Here is a 22,018-nt window from a genome sequence, read left to right as displayed (position 1 = left end):
TGCGGTAAATATCAAGGTCGCCGGAGGACATTCGGAGACTTTAAACGGACGTGGAGGAAAGCGTAAGACTTCTGTTAAAGAAGCAGCATCCTGTGAAGCGTTAACCCCATTCAGCGACCATTCTAAAAAGGTGGCGTGGTGAGGAATCACCGTCCGTTTACGGCGGTGAGGATGTCAACATAGTTCATTAGCTCTGGTGAGCCATTGCCTTTTCTTTGGTGTGTGTGAGGTAAACAATTATGAGTAACTCCCCTGGTGATCCTTCTCCTCGTCCTAATCTTTTTCTGAGTATCGGTCGATTTGTACGCCGGCCTTCTACTTTAATTGTTGGGGGAATTACTCTCCTAGGAATTACCTCCCTTGGCTATTTTACGACTCGTTATTTAGTTTATGAACGTCTAACCCCAATTTTAGACAATATCTTCAGTGAAATGCTGCACAGACCCGTCAGGGTAGGCAAGATAGAGGGCTTTTATTTTAATCGCATTCGTATCGGTAAATCGGAAATTCCAGCTACGGCCAATTCTGCTGATAGTTTATCTATTGATGCGATCGAATTGGGATTAAATCCGCTGCCCTTACTTTTAGGTCTGCCGCTGCCGGTTGATGTCAAGTTAATTAATCCCAGTATTTATCTCGATCAGGATAAAAATGGTCAATGGCTCGATAATTTAGAAAAAATAGCTAGTAACTTTGATCGGGAGGCACCCATTAGGTTAAATCTGGGTTTTCAGGTGGAGAAGGCAGCTCTTACTATCCAACCCTATGCCCTGAAAAAACCGATGGAAATTAAGGCCGATGGTCAAGGAAGATTTATTGATAATCAAAGGCAGCCTCTCACCTACGATTTTAGCGCAGAAATCCTCAAAAGTCAAGTAAAAATTCAAGGAGAAACGGCGTTAAAAACGGGTGAAAGCCTAACTAATCTTCAGATCGACCGTTTAAACTTAAGTGAACTATTAACTTTAATTCCTAATCGCAATTTTCAATTAAATCAAGGACAAGTAAATGCTAATATTGCTCTCAATATTCCCAGTTGGGCAAAGCTAAATCAAATTCAAGGTAATGGCAATTTTCAGGTGACGGAAGTAGCGGGAAAATTCCACCCTTTCCCCTATCCAATTAAGCTAACAACTAAGTTAAATTTACAGGGAGACAAAGTATTAGTTGAACAGGCGAACGCAACTATTGGCAAGATTAAAACTGAGGTGAGAGGAGAAGTAAATTGGCAAACTGGTTATCATCTCAATGTCGCTCTAGAATCGGTGGATTTACAACAACTTTTAAGAATTATTTATCTGCAATCACCTCTAGATTTACGGGGAGAAGCGCGCTCTACTTTTCAAGTGACGGGAAAACTAGATCAACCTCTAATTAAAGGAACCGTTAGCAACAGCAAACCGATTATTTTTGAGCAAATTCCTATTCAATCAATAACCAGTAATTTTCAAACAAATCTCAACCGTCTTAATTTAGATAAAATTCAAATTAAACCCGTCGCAGGTGGAGAAATTAAAGGAGAAGGAAAATTGCAGTTAAATATTCTGCAATCCCTGCAAAAAAATCAACCTCTTGACGGGACAAAAATGCCGATTGATTTGAATTTACAAGCGCATTTTCCCACAAGAAAAATTTTATCTCAATTCGCAACAATTCCCGCTAAAATTAATATAAACGATCTGCAAGCTAATATTAAAGCTAGGGGTAGTTTAGGACTGCCACAATTATTAATTAATTGGCAAATACCCACGGTTAATCAGTCAGGATTAATCAATGTTGCCGGAGAGGGTAAAGTATTTTTAGGGGGCAACAAAATAAATTTAACCGATACGGTCATTAAAACAAATGGCGGCAAACTACAGGTTAATGGTAATAGGGATTTTACTAGCAAATTAGTCCGGGCAAAAATCACGGGTAATAACTTTTTATTGACTCCTTTTGTGCCTCTTGTTTGTGAATATTTAGATAGCATTTGCCCCTACCTAGAAACCTTAGAACCCTTAAATTTAGAGACAGCTAATATTCAAGTTAGTGGCCAAATTGACCAACTTAATATTAATACTTTAAACGGAGTTGCTAACTTAGAAATTAGCAGTAAACAAGGCACAATTTTAGTCAATAGTCAAGTATTGCAAGGAAATCTTCAGGCTAACGCTTTCTTAGCGGGATTGCCGATTAATTCCCTATTGCCTAACTTACCAACCCAGGTTAAATTAGTGCGATCACAAATTAATTTACAAGGTTATTTAGGAGAATTACTAAATAATAAAAATAATATTTTCAGCAGTTGGCAAGGTCAAGGTAATATGCAGTTATTAGTAGATAATAATCCTTTAATTGCCACAGCCAAACTGAATCAAGGTTTCCTGACAGGAACAGTTAATACCAGTGGGATTAGTCTTAATCCTCTAGTGGAAAGTTTAACAGTTCCCGTCAGTTTAGGCAGGGCAAAAATCAGCTTTGCTGGCAGGATAAATTCTCTGATTAGCGGAACTTTAACGGATTTACAAACTTGGCGCGGAGAGGGAGATATACAGTTATTTGTCAATAATCGATCCCTAAAAACTACTGCCCAACTGGAAAAAGGTATTTTAAGCGGTATAGTTAATACAGCTGGCATTAACTTAAATCCGTTTTTACCCAATATAAATATTCCTGTTAGTCTAGGGAAAACCCAAGTCAATTTCACCAGTGCAATCAATAATTTACTAGCGGGAAAAATCCCTAATTTGTCCACCGTCAATGCTAGGGTAAATACTCGGTTGTTAGTGGATAATAATCCGATTAATACTGATATTCAGTTAAACAACGGTATTTTTAATATTCTCAGTAGCTTAGAGAATTTTCAGACTAATATTCCCCTACCGTTGAATATTTCCCAAACCAGTTTTCAAGCAGCAGGAAATGCCCAAACTATTTTCGACTCCCTGCAAGAAAAACGACTCAACTTAAGCAGTATCAAAGCAGTTTTTAACTCTCGTATTAATGTAGCCAAAGGAGAAATTAAAGCTAAGGCACAACTGAATAATAATTTCTGGCAAAGTGATATTATTGCCGCTAATCTTGATCCCGCTGCCGTACTAGGACAATTGCCAGGAATAAAATCAATCTCGATTCCTAACTTAGATTTTAGGGCGAATTTAGCAGGAAATATTAAAGAAATTTGGCAGGGAGTAACACCAATTCAGGTTAATAATCTCTCGGCACAGTGGGGAGAAAATAGCTTTGATGTGCGAGGAAATATTCTTTTAGCTAATCTTATCAGTCAACCCGATATCGCTGAGGTTAACTTAAATCTACAGGCAAAAACCGACCTTGCTACTGTACCCTTGGCTGAGATTATATCGCTTTTACCGATCGATCCTCGTTTGAAACCCAGAGAATCGACCATGACAGGGATCGGAGAATTTCAAGGACAAATCACAGGAAAAAATCTCTTAACTGCTTGGCAAAAAGTGGGAAATATACAAATCAAAGGAGATATAAATTTAGCTAACTTTAGCATTAATGATCGACCCTTTGAACCTATCTTAAAAGGAAGTATGCAAGCAGGAATCGGTCAAAATATTAGTTTAAATCTGCGGGGAAATCAGGACATTATTGACCTGACTTTCGATCCTTGTCAACAAAATAATTGTCTGCTGCCCTATCTTCCCTTAGGGATAAATATTCGCCAAGCTTTTGGAAATAAAACTCCTTTTTTAGCAACAGCTAAACGAAGCGGAGAAAATTTAAATGTTCAGATTGCCGATTTTCCCCTAGAAATCCTGAAAATATCTCCCACGGCAGCCTACAATGTTCCGGGGATTATTGCTGGACAAGTAAATGCTAATCTAGACATCAATTTATTTAACTTACAGGGACAGGGACAACTAGAGATTAACCGACCTAGTTTAGGTAACTTAATCGGGGAAAAATTAACGGCAAATTTGGTTTATCGGGATTCCATAGTTCAACTGCAAGAGGGGAGTTTACAAGCGGGTGCAAGTCAATATAATCTGCAAGGTTTATTTAATTGGCAGACCCAGGAAATAGAAGCTAAACTCAGGGTAGATCAAGGTTATATTCAAGATTTATTATCAGTTGCTAGTATCTATGATTTAACCAGTTTAATCACCCTTTTCTCCTCCGAAAATAACCCAGCTATTCAACTTAGTCCCCTAGAAGTAGGTAATCCCGAAGCTTCCCTAGCAGAACGGGTAAATTTGCGGGCAAAAATTGAAGAAATAATCCAGCAATTAGCAAGGGAAAGAGGGGTAGTCGGGATACCTTCTGAACTAGATTTTCGCGGCCGTTATCAAGCAAATATAGCCTTAACTGGGACTTTAAAAAATCCAGATCTTAGCGTAAAATTTCAGGGCAATAGATGGGAATGGCGACCCCAAAGACCGACGGTAAATATTGTTAACCCTCTCGGAATTGTCACCACCGATACCCAATTAATTCCTATTGATGAAGTAACAATTAATCTTAACTTAAATCGTCAGTTGCTCAGGATAGAACCGATTAGATTAAAATCACGAGATTCTTCCGTATTTTTAGCGGGTGATTTTTCCCTAAACAAAGTAGAGGGAACTTTTGCCGTGGAAAATCTTTCTCTGGATCTCTTGAGAAATTTTGTGCAGTTTCCCTTGGATGTATCCGGTAGTCTAAAAACTCAAGGACAAATTGCAGGAACCTTATTAAATCCTCGTATTCAGGGTAATTTTGCCTTTATTGACGGTGCAATTAATGCCCAAAATATTAATCAGGATATAATTGGTTTATTTACCTATAATCAGTATCGTTTTGATTTGCGGACAACCTCCTCCGAATCAATCCAAATCTATGCCAGCATTCCCTATCCTCCCTTACCGGGTAATGATCAATTAAAAATCCAAGCAAAATTGGGAACCGATGCAATCAAATTAATTGAAGCTATCAGTCAAAACGCCATCGAATGGGTTAACGGTGAGGGAGAGGTAGTTCTTTCAGCGATGGGAAGATTAGATATAAAAGAGGGCTTAAAAATCAAAGATTTAGAAGCAAATGGTATAGTTACTCTTAATAATGCCGCTATCCGCAGTGTTGCTTTTCCAGAGATTTTAACCGTAAATGGCCGCATTGGGTTAACCCCTGAAAGCTTAACAGTAGAGGAATTACAAGGCTCGATCGCTGACAGACAAATTTCTGTGGTGGGAGTTTTACCTTTCTTTCAAGCCATCAAAAATAATCCTAATCCGTTAACAGTTAATATTCAAGAGGGAGATATAGCAATTAATGGTCTTTATCGGGGATTAATTGCTGGGAATGCCATGGTGACAGGAACAATTCAGCAACCAATTATCGGGGGGAATGTGCGTCTTTCTAGGGGTAAAGTTTTTCTTCCTCGCACAGCAGAAATTAATCAAGAAACGGATAAACCAGTGAGTCGCTGGCTGCAGCCTCTCAACATTCCTCAGACGACAAATATTACTCCAGTTTTAAATAATTTCCAAGTGTCTTTAGCAGGATTATCAATCGAACAAGAACCTTTGTATCAATTTGATTTTAGTGGTGCTTTAACCTTGAACGGTCCGCTCACTCCACTGGAGAAATTACAAACCAATGGAGTGATTAATCTCGATCGAGGACGGGTTAGTTACATCGATACTCGTTTTCTTCTTAACCGACGCAATCAAAATGTTATTGTTTTCGATTCTAGTCGCGGGTTGGGACTTTTTAATCCCTTTGTTAATATTCAACTGCGAACAATTCTCAGCGAATTTTCTCAATCTCGCGATTTTGCTATCTCCCGTCCGGGGGGAGATTTTCCTAGCAATGAAATTCCCGATGATAGCCTCAATCGCATTCAAAGGATCGATGTCACCCTCAGCGTTGAAGGGGAATTAAACCGCTTGCTACCAAATTTAGGACGTAATCTCAATGAAGTGTGCCAAATTCGTCCCGATAGTCCACCTTTTCCCCTAGAGGAAAACTATACAGATACAGAATTACAAAAAGCTGCTAATTGTTTACAAGCAGTGGCTTTTGCTAGAGGTGAAGATGAGGGATTGCTTAATACTCCCCTAGTTAAATTAACCAGCACTCCCCCCCGCAGCCAAGGGGAAATCATTCGACTTTTGGGGGAACAATTGCTGTCGGTTTTTAATGGTTTACAGGGGAAAAATACAGAACAATTAATTCAATTTGGAGTGGTTCAGTTGGCGATTCCCCTCTTAGCCCAAGGGGTCGTGTATGATGTGGAGAATGCGGTTAGTAATGCGATCAGGGCAACGGATTTTAATATTCTTCCCAATTTGGAAACCGTCTATCGAGTCAATTCCCAGTCTTTTATTCGCTTTTCCTACGATTACAATTTGAATGAGTTTACCGTCCGCTATCAAACTCAATTTTAAAGTAAGATGGCTGGATAAAGAGGCAAAATTAGGTTATACTTCATCCTGATAATCAACCCGATAGGTAGGTAGAAAATAAGAAATATTATTTTTTTACTTTTTACTTTTTACTTTTTACTTGATATTCTATGATTATTCGCGAGGCCAAAGAAACAGATTTACCAACAATTATCGAGATTTATAATGCTGCTGTTCCCACTCGCAAGGCCACCGCAGATTTAAAGCCTATTTCCCTCGAAAGTCGGCGAGAATGGTTTAAAAAGCACGATCCTGAACAGTATCCCATCTGGGTAATAGCGATCGAAGGTCGGGTGGTGGGTTGGCTGAGTTTACAGATGTTTTATGGTCGTGTCGCTTACCAAAAAACGGCAGAGGTTAGTTTATATATTGCCCCCGATTATCAAGGTCGTGGAATCGGTAAATTATTAGTAGAATATGCCCTGAATCGCTGTCCCAAATTGGGTATATCTAATCTTATGTGTATTATTTTTGCCCACAATCAAGCCAGTATTCGTCTCTTTGAAAAATTCGGCTTTCAACGATGGGGTTATTTACCTCAAATTGCCGATCTAGACGATTTTCTGGCTGATGTGGTCATTTTAGGAAAAAAAGTCGCTTAAATAGGGCTTGCTGAATAATGGTAAAACCCTTTTAAAATAAAGCTTTTGACCTGTTAAAGTCCGATGTTCATGCTGCGAAAACAAGGGCAACAAAGCCTGAAACTCCTGACTCCTGACTCCTGACTCCTGACTCCTACCACCACCGAAAAACTTTTTCAGCAGACCCTAAATAGGCAATTTTCCCCATAGCTAGACTATAATTCTAGACTTAATTGAATATAAGCATTTTCCGGTTCGCCTAGAGATGGTTTCTGGGTGAGAGAAAAGAGATAGTCCTCATACCAAATCTCAGAACTTCCCGCACATTTTTCATCTCTAAATAACCATTGTTGAAACACTTGTTCTCTACCATCCTGATGGGCAACAATCTGATAAACTTTTAGAGATTTTTTAGCAATTCTCTGGCGGCCCTTGCTGGTTAATTCATAACCTAACAAGTTCAAACAATTACGAATAATCGTCAGAGGACGGGAAGTATTAGAGAGGTTAATCTTGGTGATAGTTTTAATCTCGTTGCGGTTTTTAATGGCGATTTCGGCCATTTTTTGTAAATCGGCATCATGATTAGTTAATTCTCTTTCAGGGTTAGCTAATAATACGGGAATTCCTAACACTTCTAACGTCCCGATAATCACTCCTAATTGACTACCATTAAAATCAGGAATAAATAAACTTCCGTGACCTGATTCTATCAGTTTACGGGCAATTAAAGCATCTCGATCGCACAAAAATTGTCGCCCAATTGTCAAAAAGTAATGTAAGCGTAGTTCTTGATACCATCCCTGATCATCTTTAATCACTAATTGCGGTGTGACGGGGATTCCATAGCGTTTGTATAGGTCATATTTCCTGATAATTCTCCTTTCTTTCACTGACTTAATTAACTGTTTTTTAAGCCAACGATATTCTGATTCCGTGATCTCGGCTGCGCTGGCAATTGCCTCGCATTCAGAACGATAATTATGTTCCCTAATTTCTTCAATTGCTTCCGTTAACTGATTATTTATTTCTAGTTCTTCTTCCTGATTCCGTTCTTTAATTCTATGACCTTCTGCTTGTAAAATACCTAAGATTGACTGACGATAATTAAGCATATAAGCATTTACTCGCACAGCCATTTTTGCCCAGCAGAGGAGAGATTCCGCTTGAAAATTTGTATCTAAATCCTCAAGAGATTCTAAATCTGATTGGTGTAGTAAGCGAATATTAACCTCCGTTAATCGGTGTCCAGAGGTGAGAAGTTTGGGGATAGAAGTGGAACCATTACCCACCTGATTAAATCCGTACGCTGCTGACCAAATATAACGAGGAATATTCTCTCTAATTCTCCCTAAAAATTGAGCGATAGAAGTGGGAGTTTGAATTCCCTGTGCTAAACACCAAACCGAGGTAAAGTGTTGCTGAATATCAATACTAATTCCCGTTTCGATCGCAGGACTAGCTAGAACTATATCATAGTTAAGCAACAACTGATTTAAATTGCCAATCGCTTGATAGGCAGCGTGACTAGAATCTGGCAATGACTCTGAATCTATCCGCAGAATTTTCTTCTGAGGAAATTGCTTTCTTAGATAAGATTCTAGGGTAATTGTCCCCCATTTGCTGGTTAATTTTTGTGCTGATAGACAAACAAAAGGTTTTCCTCCCTCTTTAATATGTTTAACTAAATCCTTAACTAGCTGTTGGGGAGTATTATCAGAGTAGTTATAAACTCGCCAAGCTTCGTGATAATTAGGTTTCCAATCGTTACTAATCAAGAAAGTTTCTAGTTTAATAGCTGCTAAAGAAGTTAAATATTCTAGGGAAATATCACTTAAATCAGCATCAGCAACTAAGACTTTTCCCCCGCTGCTGACCACGGTTTGGAGTAGAGACTTTAAAGACTTTAAAATTGCTACTCGATTAGTTTTACAAGTATCCCCATTTAACCCATGCCATAAAACTTGTTCGATCTCATCGATAATAATCATAGCTCCTTGCCAATCTTCCGCATGAAATTTAGCTTGTGATTGGGGATGGAGAGAGTCAATACATAAACCATAACCGTAAATTTGTGCCGCAGGATTATCTCTAACTTTGCTGATATAGTTTAAACCAAAGCGTTGACATAGCTCCTCTACCAGTTTGACTCGATGACCAATAACTAAAACTTTTTGTTGATTGGCAATAGCCTGTTTAACTATCTTAGCTAAAAACTCAGTTTTTCCTGTACCTTTAGCCGATTTAATCGCCATTAACTGCGCTGATGTAGGGATAGCAATATCTGGCAAGTAACGGCTATTTAACTCTAGATGAGGTGGGAGAGTTAAACTATTTAAACTCGCTGCCTTCCAAATTTCCCAAGAGGTAGCTTTTTGATAGACTTGTTGGAAGTAATCTTCTCCTCGATTGATTAGTAAATCATCCACCCCTTTACCGTCAGCAGCATCCCAAGTAACCACCTTTACCTGACAGTTAGCCTGACTGAATAGATAACCCATTCTCTGTAAAGCTAAATTAACCGCTTGTTGGTTCTTTGGTTTAGTTTCTTGATCAAAAACTAGATAAATCTTTCGTCCTGAATTAGCTAATTTTTCTAGCTGCGGAATTAGATGAGATTTGCCGATTCTTCTACCTAATTCGTCCTTGGGAGTACGATAACCATTGTGAATTCCGGGTAAGGCAATTGTCGCATAACCTGCTGTTAGTAATGCCCCCGCTTTTTTCGCTCCTTCCGTAAGACAAATAGGTATCTCTGGATGTTTAATTACCCAGGACCAAAAACCGAGATCCTCTTGCTTATTATCCACTTCTTCAGTTAAAATATTAATACTGATATGCTGGGCTATCCTTTGCCAAATTTTCAGGGGAACCCGCAAAGCAAAGACTCCCGTAGGGGTTTGGGGAGGATGTTCGTACTTAATCGGTTTAGCCTTATCAAGGCTTAAACGGGGAAAATCGGGCTTAAAACAGCCCCAAAGGTCATAATTACCCGTTAATAAGTCAATTCCTGAACACCACCAACCGCCTTGACTGATGTGTTCATAACGCTTGAGAATATCGTCCCTAACTCTGCCATCATTGCGTCGCGGTAATTCTTGGGAGTAGAGTAGGTATTCACTGGGAGATAACCCCGCTAAACCGGTGACATTGAGTTCGATTAACTCCGCATCCACCCCGCTATCACGCCATTCTTCTAAATATTTCATCCTTGTCCTCTACTCGCTAGACGCTATATATAGCGTTTTGTCCTATTATTCTAGCGGTAAGCCACTAAATAGCGAAAAGAGAAAATTTACTCTCTCAGAGGTTCTCAGAGGAAATTTGACTTTTAATCCACTCTTGTCTTAAATTATCGAAAAGTTAAGAACAAATAAAGTCTGACCACAACCTCCTCAGCAGTCAAGCAGAATCGGATCAAAAGTATTTTGTCAATCTGTTTTTCTTATCAAAGAAGAACTTTTTTGTCAAGCATACAAAAGAACTATTTTCTGGAAAAAATTCTTGATTTTTTCCAGAAAATGTCATCCAAAACACTGTTTTTAGGGAACAAAATAATCCTAGCTATACCATATATAGAGTGATAAGATTATTTAACACGCTAGATGTTGTGTTTTCCCAGAAAATCTGATAGAATACTCTAGTACAAATAGATTAATTTGTCAAATTTTTTAACGCCGCAATTTCCTAATTATGCAATCGAAGCCCTTGACTACTGCCGTCTCCATTCACAAAAATAACGAAGTAATACCCTTTCGTTCTACCCCTTTAGCTAATATGGGCAGCCATGGAATTAGAGTGATTCGGCGCGATGGTTCCACCACAAGCTTAAATATCGGCAAAATTCGCGACGTGGTAGAGTGGGCTTGTGAGGGCAAAAAAGTCAATTCAATCGCCTTAGAAGCGGGTTTAACCACACGCCTGCGGGATGGGATTACCACTAGGGAAATACAGGATAATTTAATTAATTGCGCCCTAGAAATGTGTAGTCCAGAGGAACCGGATTGGCGCTATGTGGCGGGAAGATTGCATATTTGGAGTCTTTGGAAAGATACCTTAGTAGCCCGGGGTTATCAGTACGGAAATTACGAGAAAACCGTCAAAACTCAAGTTAAAAATCAGCTGTACGACGAAAGGATTCTCATCTATTCCGAGGCAGAATTAAAAGAAGCTGGTTCTTGGATTAATCCCGATTGGGACATCGATTATGATTACGCCGGAGCATTGTTAATCACTAGCCGTTATTTACTCAAAAATGAGTTACCCCAAGAGGCATTATTAACCTGTTCCTTACTGCTTGCCACTGTGGAAGAACCAGCTAATAGACTCCACTGGGCGAAGAAATTTTATCAAGCAATCGCTCAAAGAAAAATCTCTCTCGCCACCCCAATTTTAGCCAATTTACGCACTCCCAAAGGTTCCCTAACCAGTTGTTTTATCCTCTCCATTGACGACAGTTTAGAAAGCATTTTCGACGAGCTTACTAATGCTGCCCGCATCTCAAAAAATGGTGGCGGTGTCGGGGTGAATGTGAGTAGAATTCGCGCCACTGGTAGCTGGGTAATGGGGAAAGCTAATGCTTCCGGGGGGATTATTCCTTGGATTAAATTACTCAACGATACAGCTATTGCAGTAAATCAGGGGGGAAGACGCGCCGGGGCAGTAACTATCGGTGTTGACATCTGGCATTTAGATGTGCCAGAATTTCTGGAAATGCAGACAGAAAACGGTGATCAAAGACGCAAAGCTTATGATGTTTTTCCCCAATTAGTTATCACCGATGAATTCATGCGTCGGGTGATAAATAAAGACGAGTGGACATTAGTAGATCCCTACGAAGTTCGCAATAAATTAGGTATAGAATTAGCGGAACTATGGGGGGAAGAATTTGAAGAGGCCTATCGTTTAGTAGAAGCTAATTTAGATCAAGAGATTCTCCTCTATAAAAAAATCAATGCCCGGGACTTATTTAAAAGTATCATGCGTTCCCAAGTAGAAACAGGAATGCCCTACATTGCCTTCAAAGATACCATCAATCGCGCTAATCCTAATAAACATGATGGCTATATCCCCGGTGTAAATTTATGCGTCGCGGGAGAAACAAAAATTCTTACTGACCGAGGACAAATAGCAATCGCTGATTTGGTGGGGGAATATGTTAATGTCTGGAATGGATTGGAGTGGTCAGAAGTATTAGTTAAAAAGACTGGAGAAAACCAGCCTTTATTAAAGGTAAATTTCTCTAACGGAGAGGCCTTAGAATGTACTTACTACCATAAGTTTTACGTTCAGAAAAACTACAAGGGAACCGTGGAAATTGTCGAGGCAAAAGACCTCAAACAAGGAGATAAATTAATTAAATACCAGCTGCCTCTCATCCAGTCAGAAAATGATCTTGACTTTCCCTACGCCTACACCGCAGGATTCTTTTCTGGAGATGGGAGTTACGGAAACAATGGAATGCCAGAAGTTGACCTATACGGAGTTAAAAAAGAGTTACTTCCCTTATTGGCTATTCGTAACAAATATCGGGGAAATGGCTCTATTGAAAAAGGTACTTTTTGGAGAAAAGAAACCGATACCCTAGCGGTATATCATGACAGTAAACAAGATCGGATCGTCTGTAAACTCCCGTTAGATATTCCCAGTAAATTTACAGTTCCTCTCAATGGTTACACAATTAAATCTCGTTTAGAATGGTTAGCTGGTTTACTTGATGCCGATGGAACAGTTGCCCGCAATGGTTCTAACGAGTCTCTCCAGATTGCTGCTGTTAACCGGCAATTTTTGCTCGATATTCGCCTAATGTTACAGACTTTAGGAGTTGATTCCAAAGTTACTTTTATGGATGACGGTGGCTATAAATTGATGCCAAATGGAAAGGGAAATTATCAAGAATATCTCTGTCAACCAAAATATCGTTTACTGATTAATTCTGTCGGACTATTTCAACTTGGTCAATTGGGACTTAAAACCCATCGCTTACAATGGACTTTAAAAGAACCCCAACGTTCGGCCACTCAGTTTATCCGCATTGAATCGGTAGAGTTAACCTGTCGTCGAGATGACACCTACTGTTTTACAGAACCCAAGCGTCATCTGGGAATGTTTAACGGCATTCTAACAGGACAATGCACCGAATCTTTTAGCAATGTCACCCCCGATAAAACTGCCCATTGCTGTAATTTAGTTAGCCTTAATTTAGCCAACATCGACAAGGAAGAAATCGAGTCTAATTGTCAAATCGCTGTCAGGATTCTCGACAATACTATCGATATTACTAATCCTCCCTTTGATAATGCTAAAAACCACAACGATAAATATCGCACTATTGGGGTAGGTGCGATGGGATTGGCTGACTGGTTAGCTAAACGGAAATTATCCTACAATAACCTGTCAGAAATTAGTAATTTATTTGAAGAAATTGGCTATTGGTGTACCTATTCCTCGATGGAATTAGCCAAAGAACGCGGTGCTTATCAAGCTTTCTTGGGTAGTGAATGGAGCCAAGGTAAATTAATCGGAGCAAAACCAGTGGAATGGTTTTTAAATAATGCGGTGCAACCGCAAAGATGGCAACAATTAGCAACAGATATTCAACGATTTGGCATCCGTAATTCCCATATTACCGCCATTGCTCCTAATACTTCCTCTAGTTTGGTACAGGGATGTACCGCTAGTGTTTTGCCGGTTTATAGTCGCTTTTTCTATGATAAATGGGCAAAGGGAACCGTTCCCATCGCACCACCTTTTATTGAAGAAGCTTTCTGGTTTTATTCAGAGAACAAAAATCTCGAACAGCAGCAGGTGGTAAAAGCGATCGCTACCATGCAAGAATGGATCGATACGGGGATTTCTATGGAGTTGTTATTCAACCTCAATGAAGGGGTTTACTTTCCCGCAGAACCTAACCGTTGTCTCACTGCTAAAGATATCTTTGATACCCTAGTTATGGCGTGGGAATTGGGGTGTAAAGCGATTTATTATATCCGTACCGTACAAAAGGACAATTTTCGAGAGTCTGACGATAGTTGTTCTAGTTGCGCTAATTAAGGTTAACTTCGGTGGGCAATGCCCACCTTAATTTTTTTACATCAAAGATTAGGACTGATAAAATGAGTTTTATTAATCACCTAATCACAGCTATGGATAAGACCTTATACGAACAGGATTACTATCTCTGGATAGAGAAAACCATATCTTTACTAGAAAATCATCAATTTTCCGATTTAGATTTAGATCATCTCATCGAGGAGATTAAAAGTATGGGTATCAAGGAAAAACATACCTTAACAAGTTTATTGACTAGAATAATCCAACATTTGCTGCAACTTGCTTATTGGCAATCGGAAAGCCAATATAATGCTAATCACTGGAAAGGAGAAATTACTATTTTTAGAATTGATTTATGGGAAGTTCTTGATGATAATCCAAGTTTAAAGTCCTATCTAGAGAATAGTTTTGATAAATGTTATCAGTCAGCCCTTCGTATCCTAGCTAGAAAAATGGGAGTAACAATCAATACTTTGCCCACGGAAAAAATTCTCACTCTTGCCCAAGCTTTGGATGATGATTGGTTTCCTGAATATGAGGATAATAATCATTGATGATTTGGTTGGATTATAGTTAATTAAGGTGAGGGACTATGGATAAGACTTTATACGAACAGGATTACTATCTCTGGTTAGATAAAACCATATCTTTACTAGAAAATCGCCAGTTTTCTGAGTTGGATTTAGAAAATTTAATTGAAGAAATAAAAGATATGTCCAGAAGAGAACGTCAGAAGTTAGAGAGGTTACTAACTAAACTCTTGGAACATTTACTTAAATTAACTTATTGGCAATCTAAGCGCGATTACAATAAAAACAAGTGGCGACGGGAGATTTTAAATTTTCGCATTCAAATAAAAAGAATTATTAGCAACAGAAAGGATGGAACTTATAATACAAACTTAGTATCTTACCTCACCGATATTCTTGAGCAATGTTATGAGGATGCTTGCCATCTATTTATCGAAGGTTATGGCATCGATAAAAGACTTTTAAGTGCTACACCTATTGGAGCAATCGACCAAATTTTAGATGAAAATTGGTTTCCTGAGTTTCTCGGAGAGGATTAAGCAATGAAGAGTGATTTATACGAAAAAGATTACTATCTCTGGATAGAGAAAACCATATCTTTACTAGAAAATCATCAATTTTCCGATTTAGATTTGGATAATCTCATCGAGGAAATTAGCGACATGGGCAAAAGCCAACGACAAAGTTTAAAGAGTTATTTAACTCGGTTATTAGAACATTTGCTAAAACTGGTTCACTGGGAGTCGGAATTAGAATATAATCAAAGAGGATGGAAAAATGAAATTCGTAACTTTCGCCTACGAATTCAACAAATTATTGAAGACAGTCCCAGTTTAAAGCCCTATCTATCGGAAATTTTCTTGCCCTGTTATCAAAATGCTCGTAAATTATTTTTGGATCTATCGGGAATGGCTGAAAATTTGGTCAGTTTAGCTCCAATTTGCACTATAGAACAGGCGTTAAATGAGGATTGGTTTCCTGAAATATCAAAATAATGGGGATAATTATGGAAAAGAACTTATACGAAAAGGACTACTATCTCTGGCTAGAGAAAACCATATCTTTACTAGAAAATCATCAATTTTCTGATTTAGATTTAGAGAATTTAATTGAAGAAATAAAATCTATGTCTATCAGTCAACAGAAAGCCCTTAAAAGTAATCTAACTGTGATTTTATGGCATTTACTAAAATACTTACAAGAGCCAGAAAAACAAACCAGAAGCTGGGCATTAACCCTTTTTGAGCATCGCGAAAGAATCGAAGAAGATTTAGAAAATAGCCCTAGTCTTAAGATTTTTTTAACAGAAGAAAATTTAAAAAAATGCTACAATAAGGCCAGAAAAAAAGCCGCCATTGAAACAGGGATAAACCTAGAGAAATTCCCGAACTATTGCCCATTTACTTTGGCAGAAGCCCTAGATTTTGAATTTATTCCTAATCAAAACATTTGACTTTTTACCGAAAATATATTATAACCTAAAAGTGCCATAATATCCAAGTAATCATGTCCTTACATTTAGTTAATTCTTGCCCTTCGATGCCCATTTCCCCGATCTTCAATCCGGCGGGAGATGATGCGATCGAAAACCGTTCGATCTGGTTTGGTAACACCACCAACCTGATGCAATTAAACGATGTCCGCTACACCTGGGCGGTGGGTTTATATCAACAAATGCGCGAAAATTTCTGGATTCCGCAACGATTAGATATCACTCAAGACGTGACTGAATACGGGCATCTTACCGACGAAGAAAGATATGCTTATGATGGTATTTTATCCTATCTAACTTTTCTTGATTCCGTGCAAACCTGTAATATTCCCCACCTAAAAGGTAGCGTCACTGCGCCAGAAATTAGTCTTTGTATGGCGGAACAAATTTCTCAAGAGGCCATGCACAATCAAAGTTATCAATACTTAATTGAAACGATTATTCCCTCCGATCGCCGAGGCGAAGTTTATGACTTTTGGCGCACCGATAAAGTTCTCAAGGATCGCTGTGAATTTATTGCTAGTCTCTACCAGCAGTATATCGATAAACAAACTACTGAAAGCTATTTTATCGCCCTTCTTGCCGATTATTTGCTAGAGAGTTTGTATTTTTATAATGGGTTAAATAATGAGGTAGCCCACTAGCATCGTGAGGTGTTAGTTAAAACTCGCCAAATTGCTGGGAAGCCCTAAAGCCCTTAAACCAAAGCGAAGTCTGAAAAGATAAGCGTAAAGGAGCGAGAGCAGAAAAAAGTTAAGGGATTTAATAAAAGCCGTAAGGCAGCTATTAAAAACAATGGGTAATCAGCAGCCAAGCCTCTATTTTAAAGGGGAAGGTTCAACGAACAGAGGGTGAGTATCTTCTTCCGCTTGGTAAATATGCCATAATTATAAATGTAAAAAGTTTTTTTACAGATATGGAGACTGGTGTTATTTACAAAGTGCAGAACCTTGAAAACGAAAGAGCGTATGTTGGGTGTACCCGAAATTTTCCACAAAGGATAGGTCAACACTTGTTGCTATCAAGTAGTGGAGACGAATCATTGAGATTTTACCCAGAGTTAAAAAAGTATCCTGAAAAATTTTACTTTCAGATACTAGAGTCTGGAGTAACTCTTTGTCGATTAAGGGAAAGAGAAAGTTATTGGATAAACAAGCTTAACTCTATTGAGTGCGGGTATAACGAATGTCTGTATAGTGGGAATGAAAAAATTTCTTTGATACAAGTCAATGAAATAAAGCTAATCCTCAAGACAGAGAAAACTAAGTTTTCCGTTATTGCAGAGTTTTTTAATATTGATGCCTCTACTATATCTGATATCAATTGTGGAAAAGCTTGGTACGATCCATCAATAACCTATCCAATCAGACGCAGCACTGTAAAACGAAAAAAACTCTCTATAGATGAGTTAAGGTTAATTCATGAACTGCTGTCTGACACAAATATCTCTTTCTCTGAGATAGCGGCAATGTTCGGATGGGAATCAGAATCTGTTATCAGAAAGATTAACGCAGGAACTTACTCTGTAAAAGTCTTGGATGATAATAGTTATCCAATACGCTCTATCGATTCAAGAAAAGGTTCAAGAAGATAATGGTATGTTCTAGCCCCACTCTGAAAGGATGGGTAGTTGCGTCATCTTTTTCTATAATCTCGCTTCTCGACAGCTAATGTCCGGTAGTGCTGACGTTTTCAAAATGATCAATCGGGACGAATTAAGTCACGTCCGTTTGTATCAGAAACTTATTCCCGAAGCCATGGCAATTTTTCCCCATTCCGTTGAACAGATTTATGAAATGTTCGATACGGCCGTTAAACACGAATGTCGCTGGACAAATCACATTGTTGGCAACGACATTTTAGGTATTACCGAATACAGTACCGAACAGTACACCAAATACCTCGCTAATATTCGGCTGAAAGCGATCGGACTTGAGCCTTTATACAAGGAAGAAAAGTATAACAAAAGTCCCTATAACCATCTGGAACGCTTCTCCGATACCAAAAAAGAAGGCCACACCAAAGCTAACTTTTTTGAAGCAACCGTTACCAGTTATGTTATGTCTTCTGGCTTAACGGGATGGGATGAAATTTAAAATTTAAGGGATAATAATGACCCAATTTCCTACCATAAAGTGGCAATTTTGTCAAATATTTTGATAACTTTTGACCCTCTATTCGCTGGGGTCCAAGGGGCTTTTTGCTCCTTGTCCCCCGCTCAACCTTTAACGATCCCTACTGGCATCTCGGTAATTAGGGTCTGCTGAAAAAGTTTTTCGGTGGTGGTAGGAAAAGTCCCAATCCTATTTTCGCAGCACTAACATCGGACTTTAACAGGTCAAAAGCTTTATTTTAAAAGGGTTTTACCATTATTCAGCAGACCCTATCTAGGGGTTGCTGAATAAATCTAAAAACCTTGTTGGGTAAGACTTTTAGGCTTTTTTGAAATCAAAAAGTGCCAGCCATTGGAGTGATCAGGGGGAAAATTAAGGTACTTTTTCCCTGAAAATTAGGTAATTGACCCCCTGAAAATGGGTAAAACCCTACACCCCACACCCCACACCCTGTCCCCACGAAAAACTTTTTGCCGCAAACCCTAATTATGACGATTGCCATCATAATGAATTCTCGCCCCGGCCCATTGCAATTTTTCCTGTAGAGTCTGATAAAAAGAATAGCTTTCCCGCAGGATAATAAATTGGGCGAATTTTTCAGCTTTGGTAACTCCCACCCATTGCCCAGGCCAAATGGAAGTGGCTAAAGCACCATCCATCCAGAGTTTAGTGTTTAATTCGTAGTCTCCCAGAGGCCAAATACTGACCAGAGATGCCGGGGGAATGACAATCGGCCGACTGGAAAGACTCAAGGGACAAATCGGGGTGACAGCGATCGCTTCCATGCCGGGGTGTATAATCGGGCCATTAGCGGAAGCGGTGTAACAGGTGGACCCCGTGGGAGTAGCCACTAATAAACCATCTCCTTGGTACTGATCTACTACTTCCCCGTCCACTTCGATTTCGAGGATCGAGGTGGGCATCCTATCGATACTAGCGGGTTTCACACACATCTCATTCAGGGCATAAAATGCCTCGCTCACTGCCTGCGGGTTTCTTTTATCCCCTTCATAGATTCTGGCAGTTAACATCATCCGTTGTTGTACCGCGTAGTGATCGGATTGTAAACGCTCCCAGACCGTCTCCGTATCTTGGAAAATCTCAAAAGGTTCCGTTAAAAATCCCAGATGGCCGCCGACATTCACCGCTAAAATTGGAATGTCTTCCTGAGCTAAATAGCGAGCGGCGGCTAAAATGGTTCCATCTCCCCCCAAAACGATGGCGAGGTCGATTTTTTCCGATGCTGAGGCTAAAAATACTGGATAGGGATTATCTTTAAAGCCACTAGGTCCCATTAAAACTTTACACTGACGGGCTTCTAACTGTTTAGCGCATTTTTCCGCCCATGCTTTACTTTGGGGATGGTTGGCCTTATGGGCGATGATTACTTGTTTTAACTGCACGGAGTTGAGACCTTGTTCGGAGGTTCTATACTTTTAACAATACCAAGACCGGGCAGATCGGGTGAAAAGTAAAAAGTAAAAAGTGGGTTGGGAGATGGGGAAGTGGGGAAGTGGGGAAGCTGTCTCATCACCCTATCACCCCAAAACCCTATCACCCTATCACCCTATCTCCTCTTGCCTCTTGCCTCATCTCAACTGGCAATTTAAATACTTAACAGCTTATAATTGTATTAAGATGTGTAACAATTCTCTGGCAAACTCTTGACAAAGGATAACAAATCTGCTCTCCCAAAAAACAGGAAAGGTTTTATTTCTATGACATTAATTCAAACCGCCCAATTATCGCTGGAAACCTCGGCTTTAGCCTTTTTTAAGCAGACAGAAGGACGCTGGCAATCCCAGAGACGTTATTACACCCTCACCCAAGAAACGGAACCCCAAGAAGTTATCAGCGCCATCGAGATTAAATATTTACCCCAAGGCAGCGAACCATTAATTCAACTTGCCCGTTTACATAATCTGGAAGATACAACTTTATTAGGTGGTACGGAAGTCACTTGGCAAAGTAATTATCTCCGTCCCCAGAGTAAAAAACCCTCCAACGGTTCGACTATATTCGGTATTTTAGATAATATTCTCTATCGCGATCGGGGATTTGCGACGGATAAACCCGTTAGCGCTATTTATACCTTTCCTAACCCCTCTACTCTCTGTCTGAGAACAGAATACGCCGGTTCTGTCTTTGAAGAAGAAATTAAACTCATCGGTCAACAATATCGTACTCGACAAACGATTATCTCTCGCGCCGGTCAAGAATTGATGATCGGTCAATATCTAGAAAAACGGGTCAATTAGTCAAAAAATCGGCGGCTATTCCCATAATTTTGACTTCTATCCTAGTAAGAGGGCTGAAATCAAGTCAGCCCTCTTACTAACTCCCCTTTAAACTGGGGTTAGATTTTCTTGATTCTGACTAGCGAGAAACTTCTCTAATTCCGTAATCGCATCGGCATCGACCTTAGTTTGCATAGGACAGAATTTCGGTCCACACATCGAACAAAACTCCGCAGTCTTATAGATATCTGCGGGTAAAGTCTCATCGTGGTATTCCTTAGCGCGATCGGGATCCAAGGATAACTGAAATTGACGATTCCAATCGAAATTATAACGAGCAATTGAGAGTTCATCGTCACGATCGCGCGCTCCAGGACGATGACGGGCGATATCTGCCGCATGAGCCGCTATTTTGTAGGCAATTAAGCCATTTCGCACATCTTCAGCGTTGGGTAAACCGAGATGTTCTTTCGGGGTGACATAACATAACATCGCCGTCCCGTACCAACCCGCCAGAGCCGCCCCGATCGCCGAAGTGATATGATCGTACCCTGGAGCAATATCGGTGACAAGAGGACCAAGAACATAGAAAGGTGCTTCGCTACACTCCTCCATTTGTTTTTTCACATTAAATTCAATTTGATCCATGGGAACATGGCCAGGTCCTTCCACCATCACCTGTACATCGTGTTCCCAAGCGCGGCGCGTCAGTTGGCCGAGGGTTTTCAATTCCGCTAATTGGGCTGCATCGGAAGCATCGTGGGTACAACCGGGACGCAGGGAGTCACCGAGACTAAAAGAAACGTCATAACGCTTGAAAATCTCGATAATTTCGTCGAAATGGGTGTAGAGAGGATTTTGCTTGTGGTGGTGTAGCATCCACTTAGCAATAATACCACCACCCCGGGAGACAATCCCGGTCAGACGAGTTTTGACTAAAGGCAGGTGTTCGATGAGGATTCCCGCATGAATCGTCATGTAATCCACCCCTTGCCCGGCGTGTTTTTCGATAATATGGAGGAAATCTTCGGGGGTGAGTTTTTCAATATTGCCGTGAACGCTTTCCACCGCTTGATAGATGGGTACAGTACCGATGGGGACAGGAGAAGCATTGATAATCGCGGTGCGAATTTCGTCCAAATTACCGCCACCGGTGGAAAGATCCATCACCGTATCCGCGCCGTATTTGACCGCTAGGTGTAATTTTTCCAGTTCTTCGTTAATATTCGAGGAGTTAGGGGAAGCTCCGATATTAGCATTAACTTTACACTTAGAAGCAATACCGATCGCCATAGGTTCGAGATTGAGGTGATTGATATTAGCCGGAATAATCAGTCTTCCTCGGGCGATTTCGCTGCGAATCAATTCGGGAGAGAGATTTTCCCGTTTTGCCACATAAGCCATCTCTTCGGTAATTATCCCCTGACGGGCGTAGTGCATTTGCGATACATTTGCTTGTCCGCGCCGGGGGGCAACCCATTCTTGTCTCATAATTTTATTTCCTCTGTAAACAGCTTCCCTACGCTGGAATTACCCAGTCTCAGGTTCTAAGGGTCTTTCTCAGCCTGATTGCCTCAGACACCCCTAGCTATGACGGCAATTGTATCACTGTTGAG

General features: G+C 39.9%; 12 protein-coding genes, 2 pseudogenes and 1 riboswitch. Of the genes and pseudogenes, 11 read left to right on the top strand and 3 right to left on the bottom strand.

The window, feature by feature from the left end; translation table 11 throughout:
- Positions 1-239: 239 nt before the first annotated feature.
- Both BGL89_RS07195 and BGL89_RS07190 read left to right on the top strand, forming a co-directional pair.
- Positions 240-6,377: a translocation/assembly module TamB domain-containing protein gene (locus BGL89_RS07195; RefSeq protein ID WP_286825111.1), complete on the top strand. Its 6,138-nt coding sequence runs from the start codon at positions 240-242 to the stop codon at positions 6,375-6,377.
- 128 nt (positions 6,378-6,505) lie between these two features.
- A complete protein-coding gene (locus tag BGL89_RS07190; protein WP_286825110.1) occupies positions 6,506-6,997 on the top strand; it encodes a GNAT family N-acetyltransferase in 492 nt (163 codons plus the stop codon).
- A 194-nt stretch (positions 6,998-7,191) separates the two neighbouring features.
- On the opposite strand, the gene BGL89_RS07185 is transcribed toward BGL89_RS07190, so the two are convergent.
- Positions 7,192-10,185, bottom strand: coding sequence for a plasmid replication protein, CyRepA1 family (locus BGL89_RS07185; RefSeq protein WP_286825109.1), 2,994 nt, complete (start codon positions 10,183-10,185; stop codon positions 7,192-7,194).
- A 484-nt stretch (positions 10,186-10,669) separates the two neighbouring features.
- Between BGL89_RS07185 and BGL89_RS07180 the strand changes: the two genes are divergently transcribed.
- The 8 genes and pseudogenes from BGL89_RS07180 to BGL89_RS07145 form a co-directional block, all read left to right on the top strand.
- A complete protein-coding gene (locus BGL89_RS07180) occupies positions 10,670-14,029 on the top strand; it encodes a ribonucleotide reductase barrel domain-containing protein (protein WP_286825108.1) in 3,360 nt (1,119 codons plus the stop codon).
- Positions 14,030-14,091: 62 nt separating this feature from the next.
- The gene (locus BGL89_RS07175) at positions 14,092-14,583 is read left to right on the top strand and encodes a DUF29 domain-containing protein (RefSeq protein WP_286825106.1); all 492 of its coding nucleotides are present in this window, start codon (positions 14,092-14,094) and stop codon (positions 14,581-14,583) included.
- 38 nt (positions 14,584-14,621) lie between these two features.
- Positions 14,622-15,098 carry a DUF29 domain-containing protein gene (locus tag BGL89_RS07170; protein ID WP_286825104.1) on the top strand — a complete coding sequence of 159 codons (477 nt, stop codon included), beginning with the start codon at positions 14,622-14,624 and terminating at the stop codon, positions 15,096-15,098.
- A gap of 3 nt (positions 15,099-15,101) precedes the next feature.
- Positions 15,102-15,554 (top strand): DUF29 domain-containing protein, encoded by a 453-nt coding sequence (locus tag BGL89_RS07165; RefSeq protein WP_286825102.1) that lies wholly within the window; start codon positions 15,102-15,104, stop codon positions 15,552-15,554.
- Between the two features lie 11 nt (positions 15,555-15,565).
- The gene (locus BGL89_RS07160; protein WP_286825101.1) at positions 15,566-16,012 is read left to right on the top strand and encodes a DUF29 domain-containing protein; all 447 of its coding nucleotides are present in this window, start codon (positions 15,566-15,568) and stop codon (positions 16,010-16,012) included.
- Positions 16,013-16,065: 53 nt separating this feature from the next.
- Positions 16,066-16,671: pseudogene (locus BGL89_RS07155) on the top strand (ribonucleotide-diphosphate reductase subunit beta); the annotation flags it as partial.
- A 296-nt stretch (positions 16,672-16,967) separates the two neighbouring features.
- Entirely contained in the window at positions 16,968-17,645 is a 678-nt protein-coding gene (locus tag BGL89_RS07150) for a GIY-YIG nuclease family protein (RefSeq protein WP_193956097.1), read from the top strand.
- A gap of 43 nt (positions 17,646-17,688) precedes the next feature.
- Positions 17,689-18,147, top strand: a pseudogene (locus tag BGL89_RS07145) (ribonucleotide-diphosphate reductase subunit beta); the annotation flags it as partial.
- Between the two features lie 500 nt (positions 18,148-18,647).
- Here BGL89_RS07145 and BGL89_RS07140 read toward each other — a convergent pair.
- Positions 18,648-19,568, bottom strand: a complete 921-nt coding sequence (locus tag BGL89_RS07140; RefSeq protein ID WP_286825099.1) for an NAD(+) kinase — start codon at positions 19,566-19,568, stop codon at positions 18,648-18,650.
- 315 nt (positions 19,569-19,883) lie between these two features.
- Here BGL89_RS07140 and BGL89_RS07135 point away from each other — a divergent pair, with 315 nt between their 5' ends.
- A complete protein-coding gene (locus tag BGL89_RS07135) occupies positions 19,884-20,423 on the top strand; it encodes a phycobiliprotein lyase (protein WP_046660836.1) in 540 nt (179 codons plus the stop codon).
- Positions 20,424-20,510: 87 nt separating this feature from the next.
- On the opposite strand, the gene thiC is transcribed toward BGL89_RS07135, so the two are convergent.
- Positions 20,511-21,893, bottom strand: a complete 1,383-nt coding sequence (gene thiC / locus BGL89_RS07130) for a phosphomethylpyrimidine synthase (protein WP_286825098.1) — start codon at positions 21,891-21,893, stop codon at positions 20,511-20,513.
- Between the two features lie 8 nt (positions 21,894-21,901).
- A riboswitch (TPP riboswitch) is annotated at positions 21,902-21,998 on the bottom strand.
- Positions 21,999-22,018 lie beyond the last annotated feature (20 nt).

The sequence above is a fragment of the Microcystis sp. LSC13-02 genome (assembly GCA_002282935.1).
In the GTDB taxonomy this organism is placed as follows: Bacteria; Cyanobacteriota; Cyanobacteriia; order Cyanobacteriales; family Microcystaceae; genus Microcystis.
This window is presented reverse-complemented; position numbering and strand designations above follow the sequence as displayed.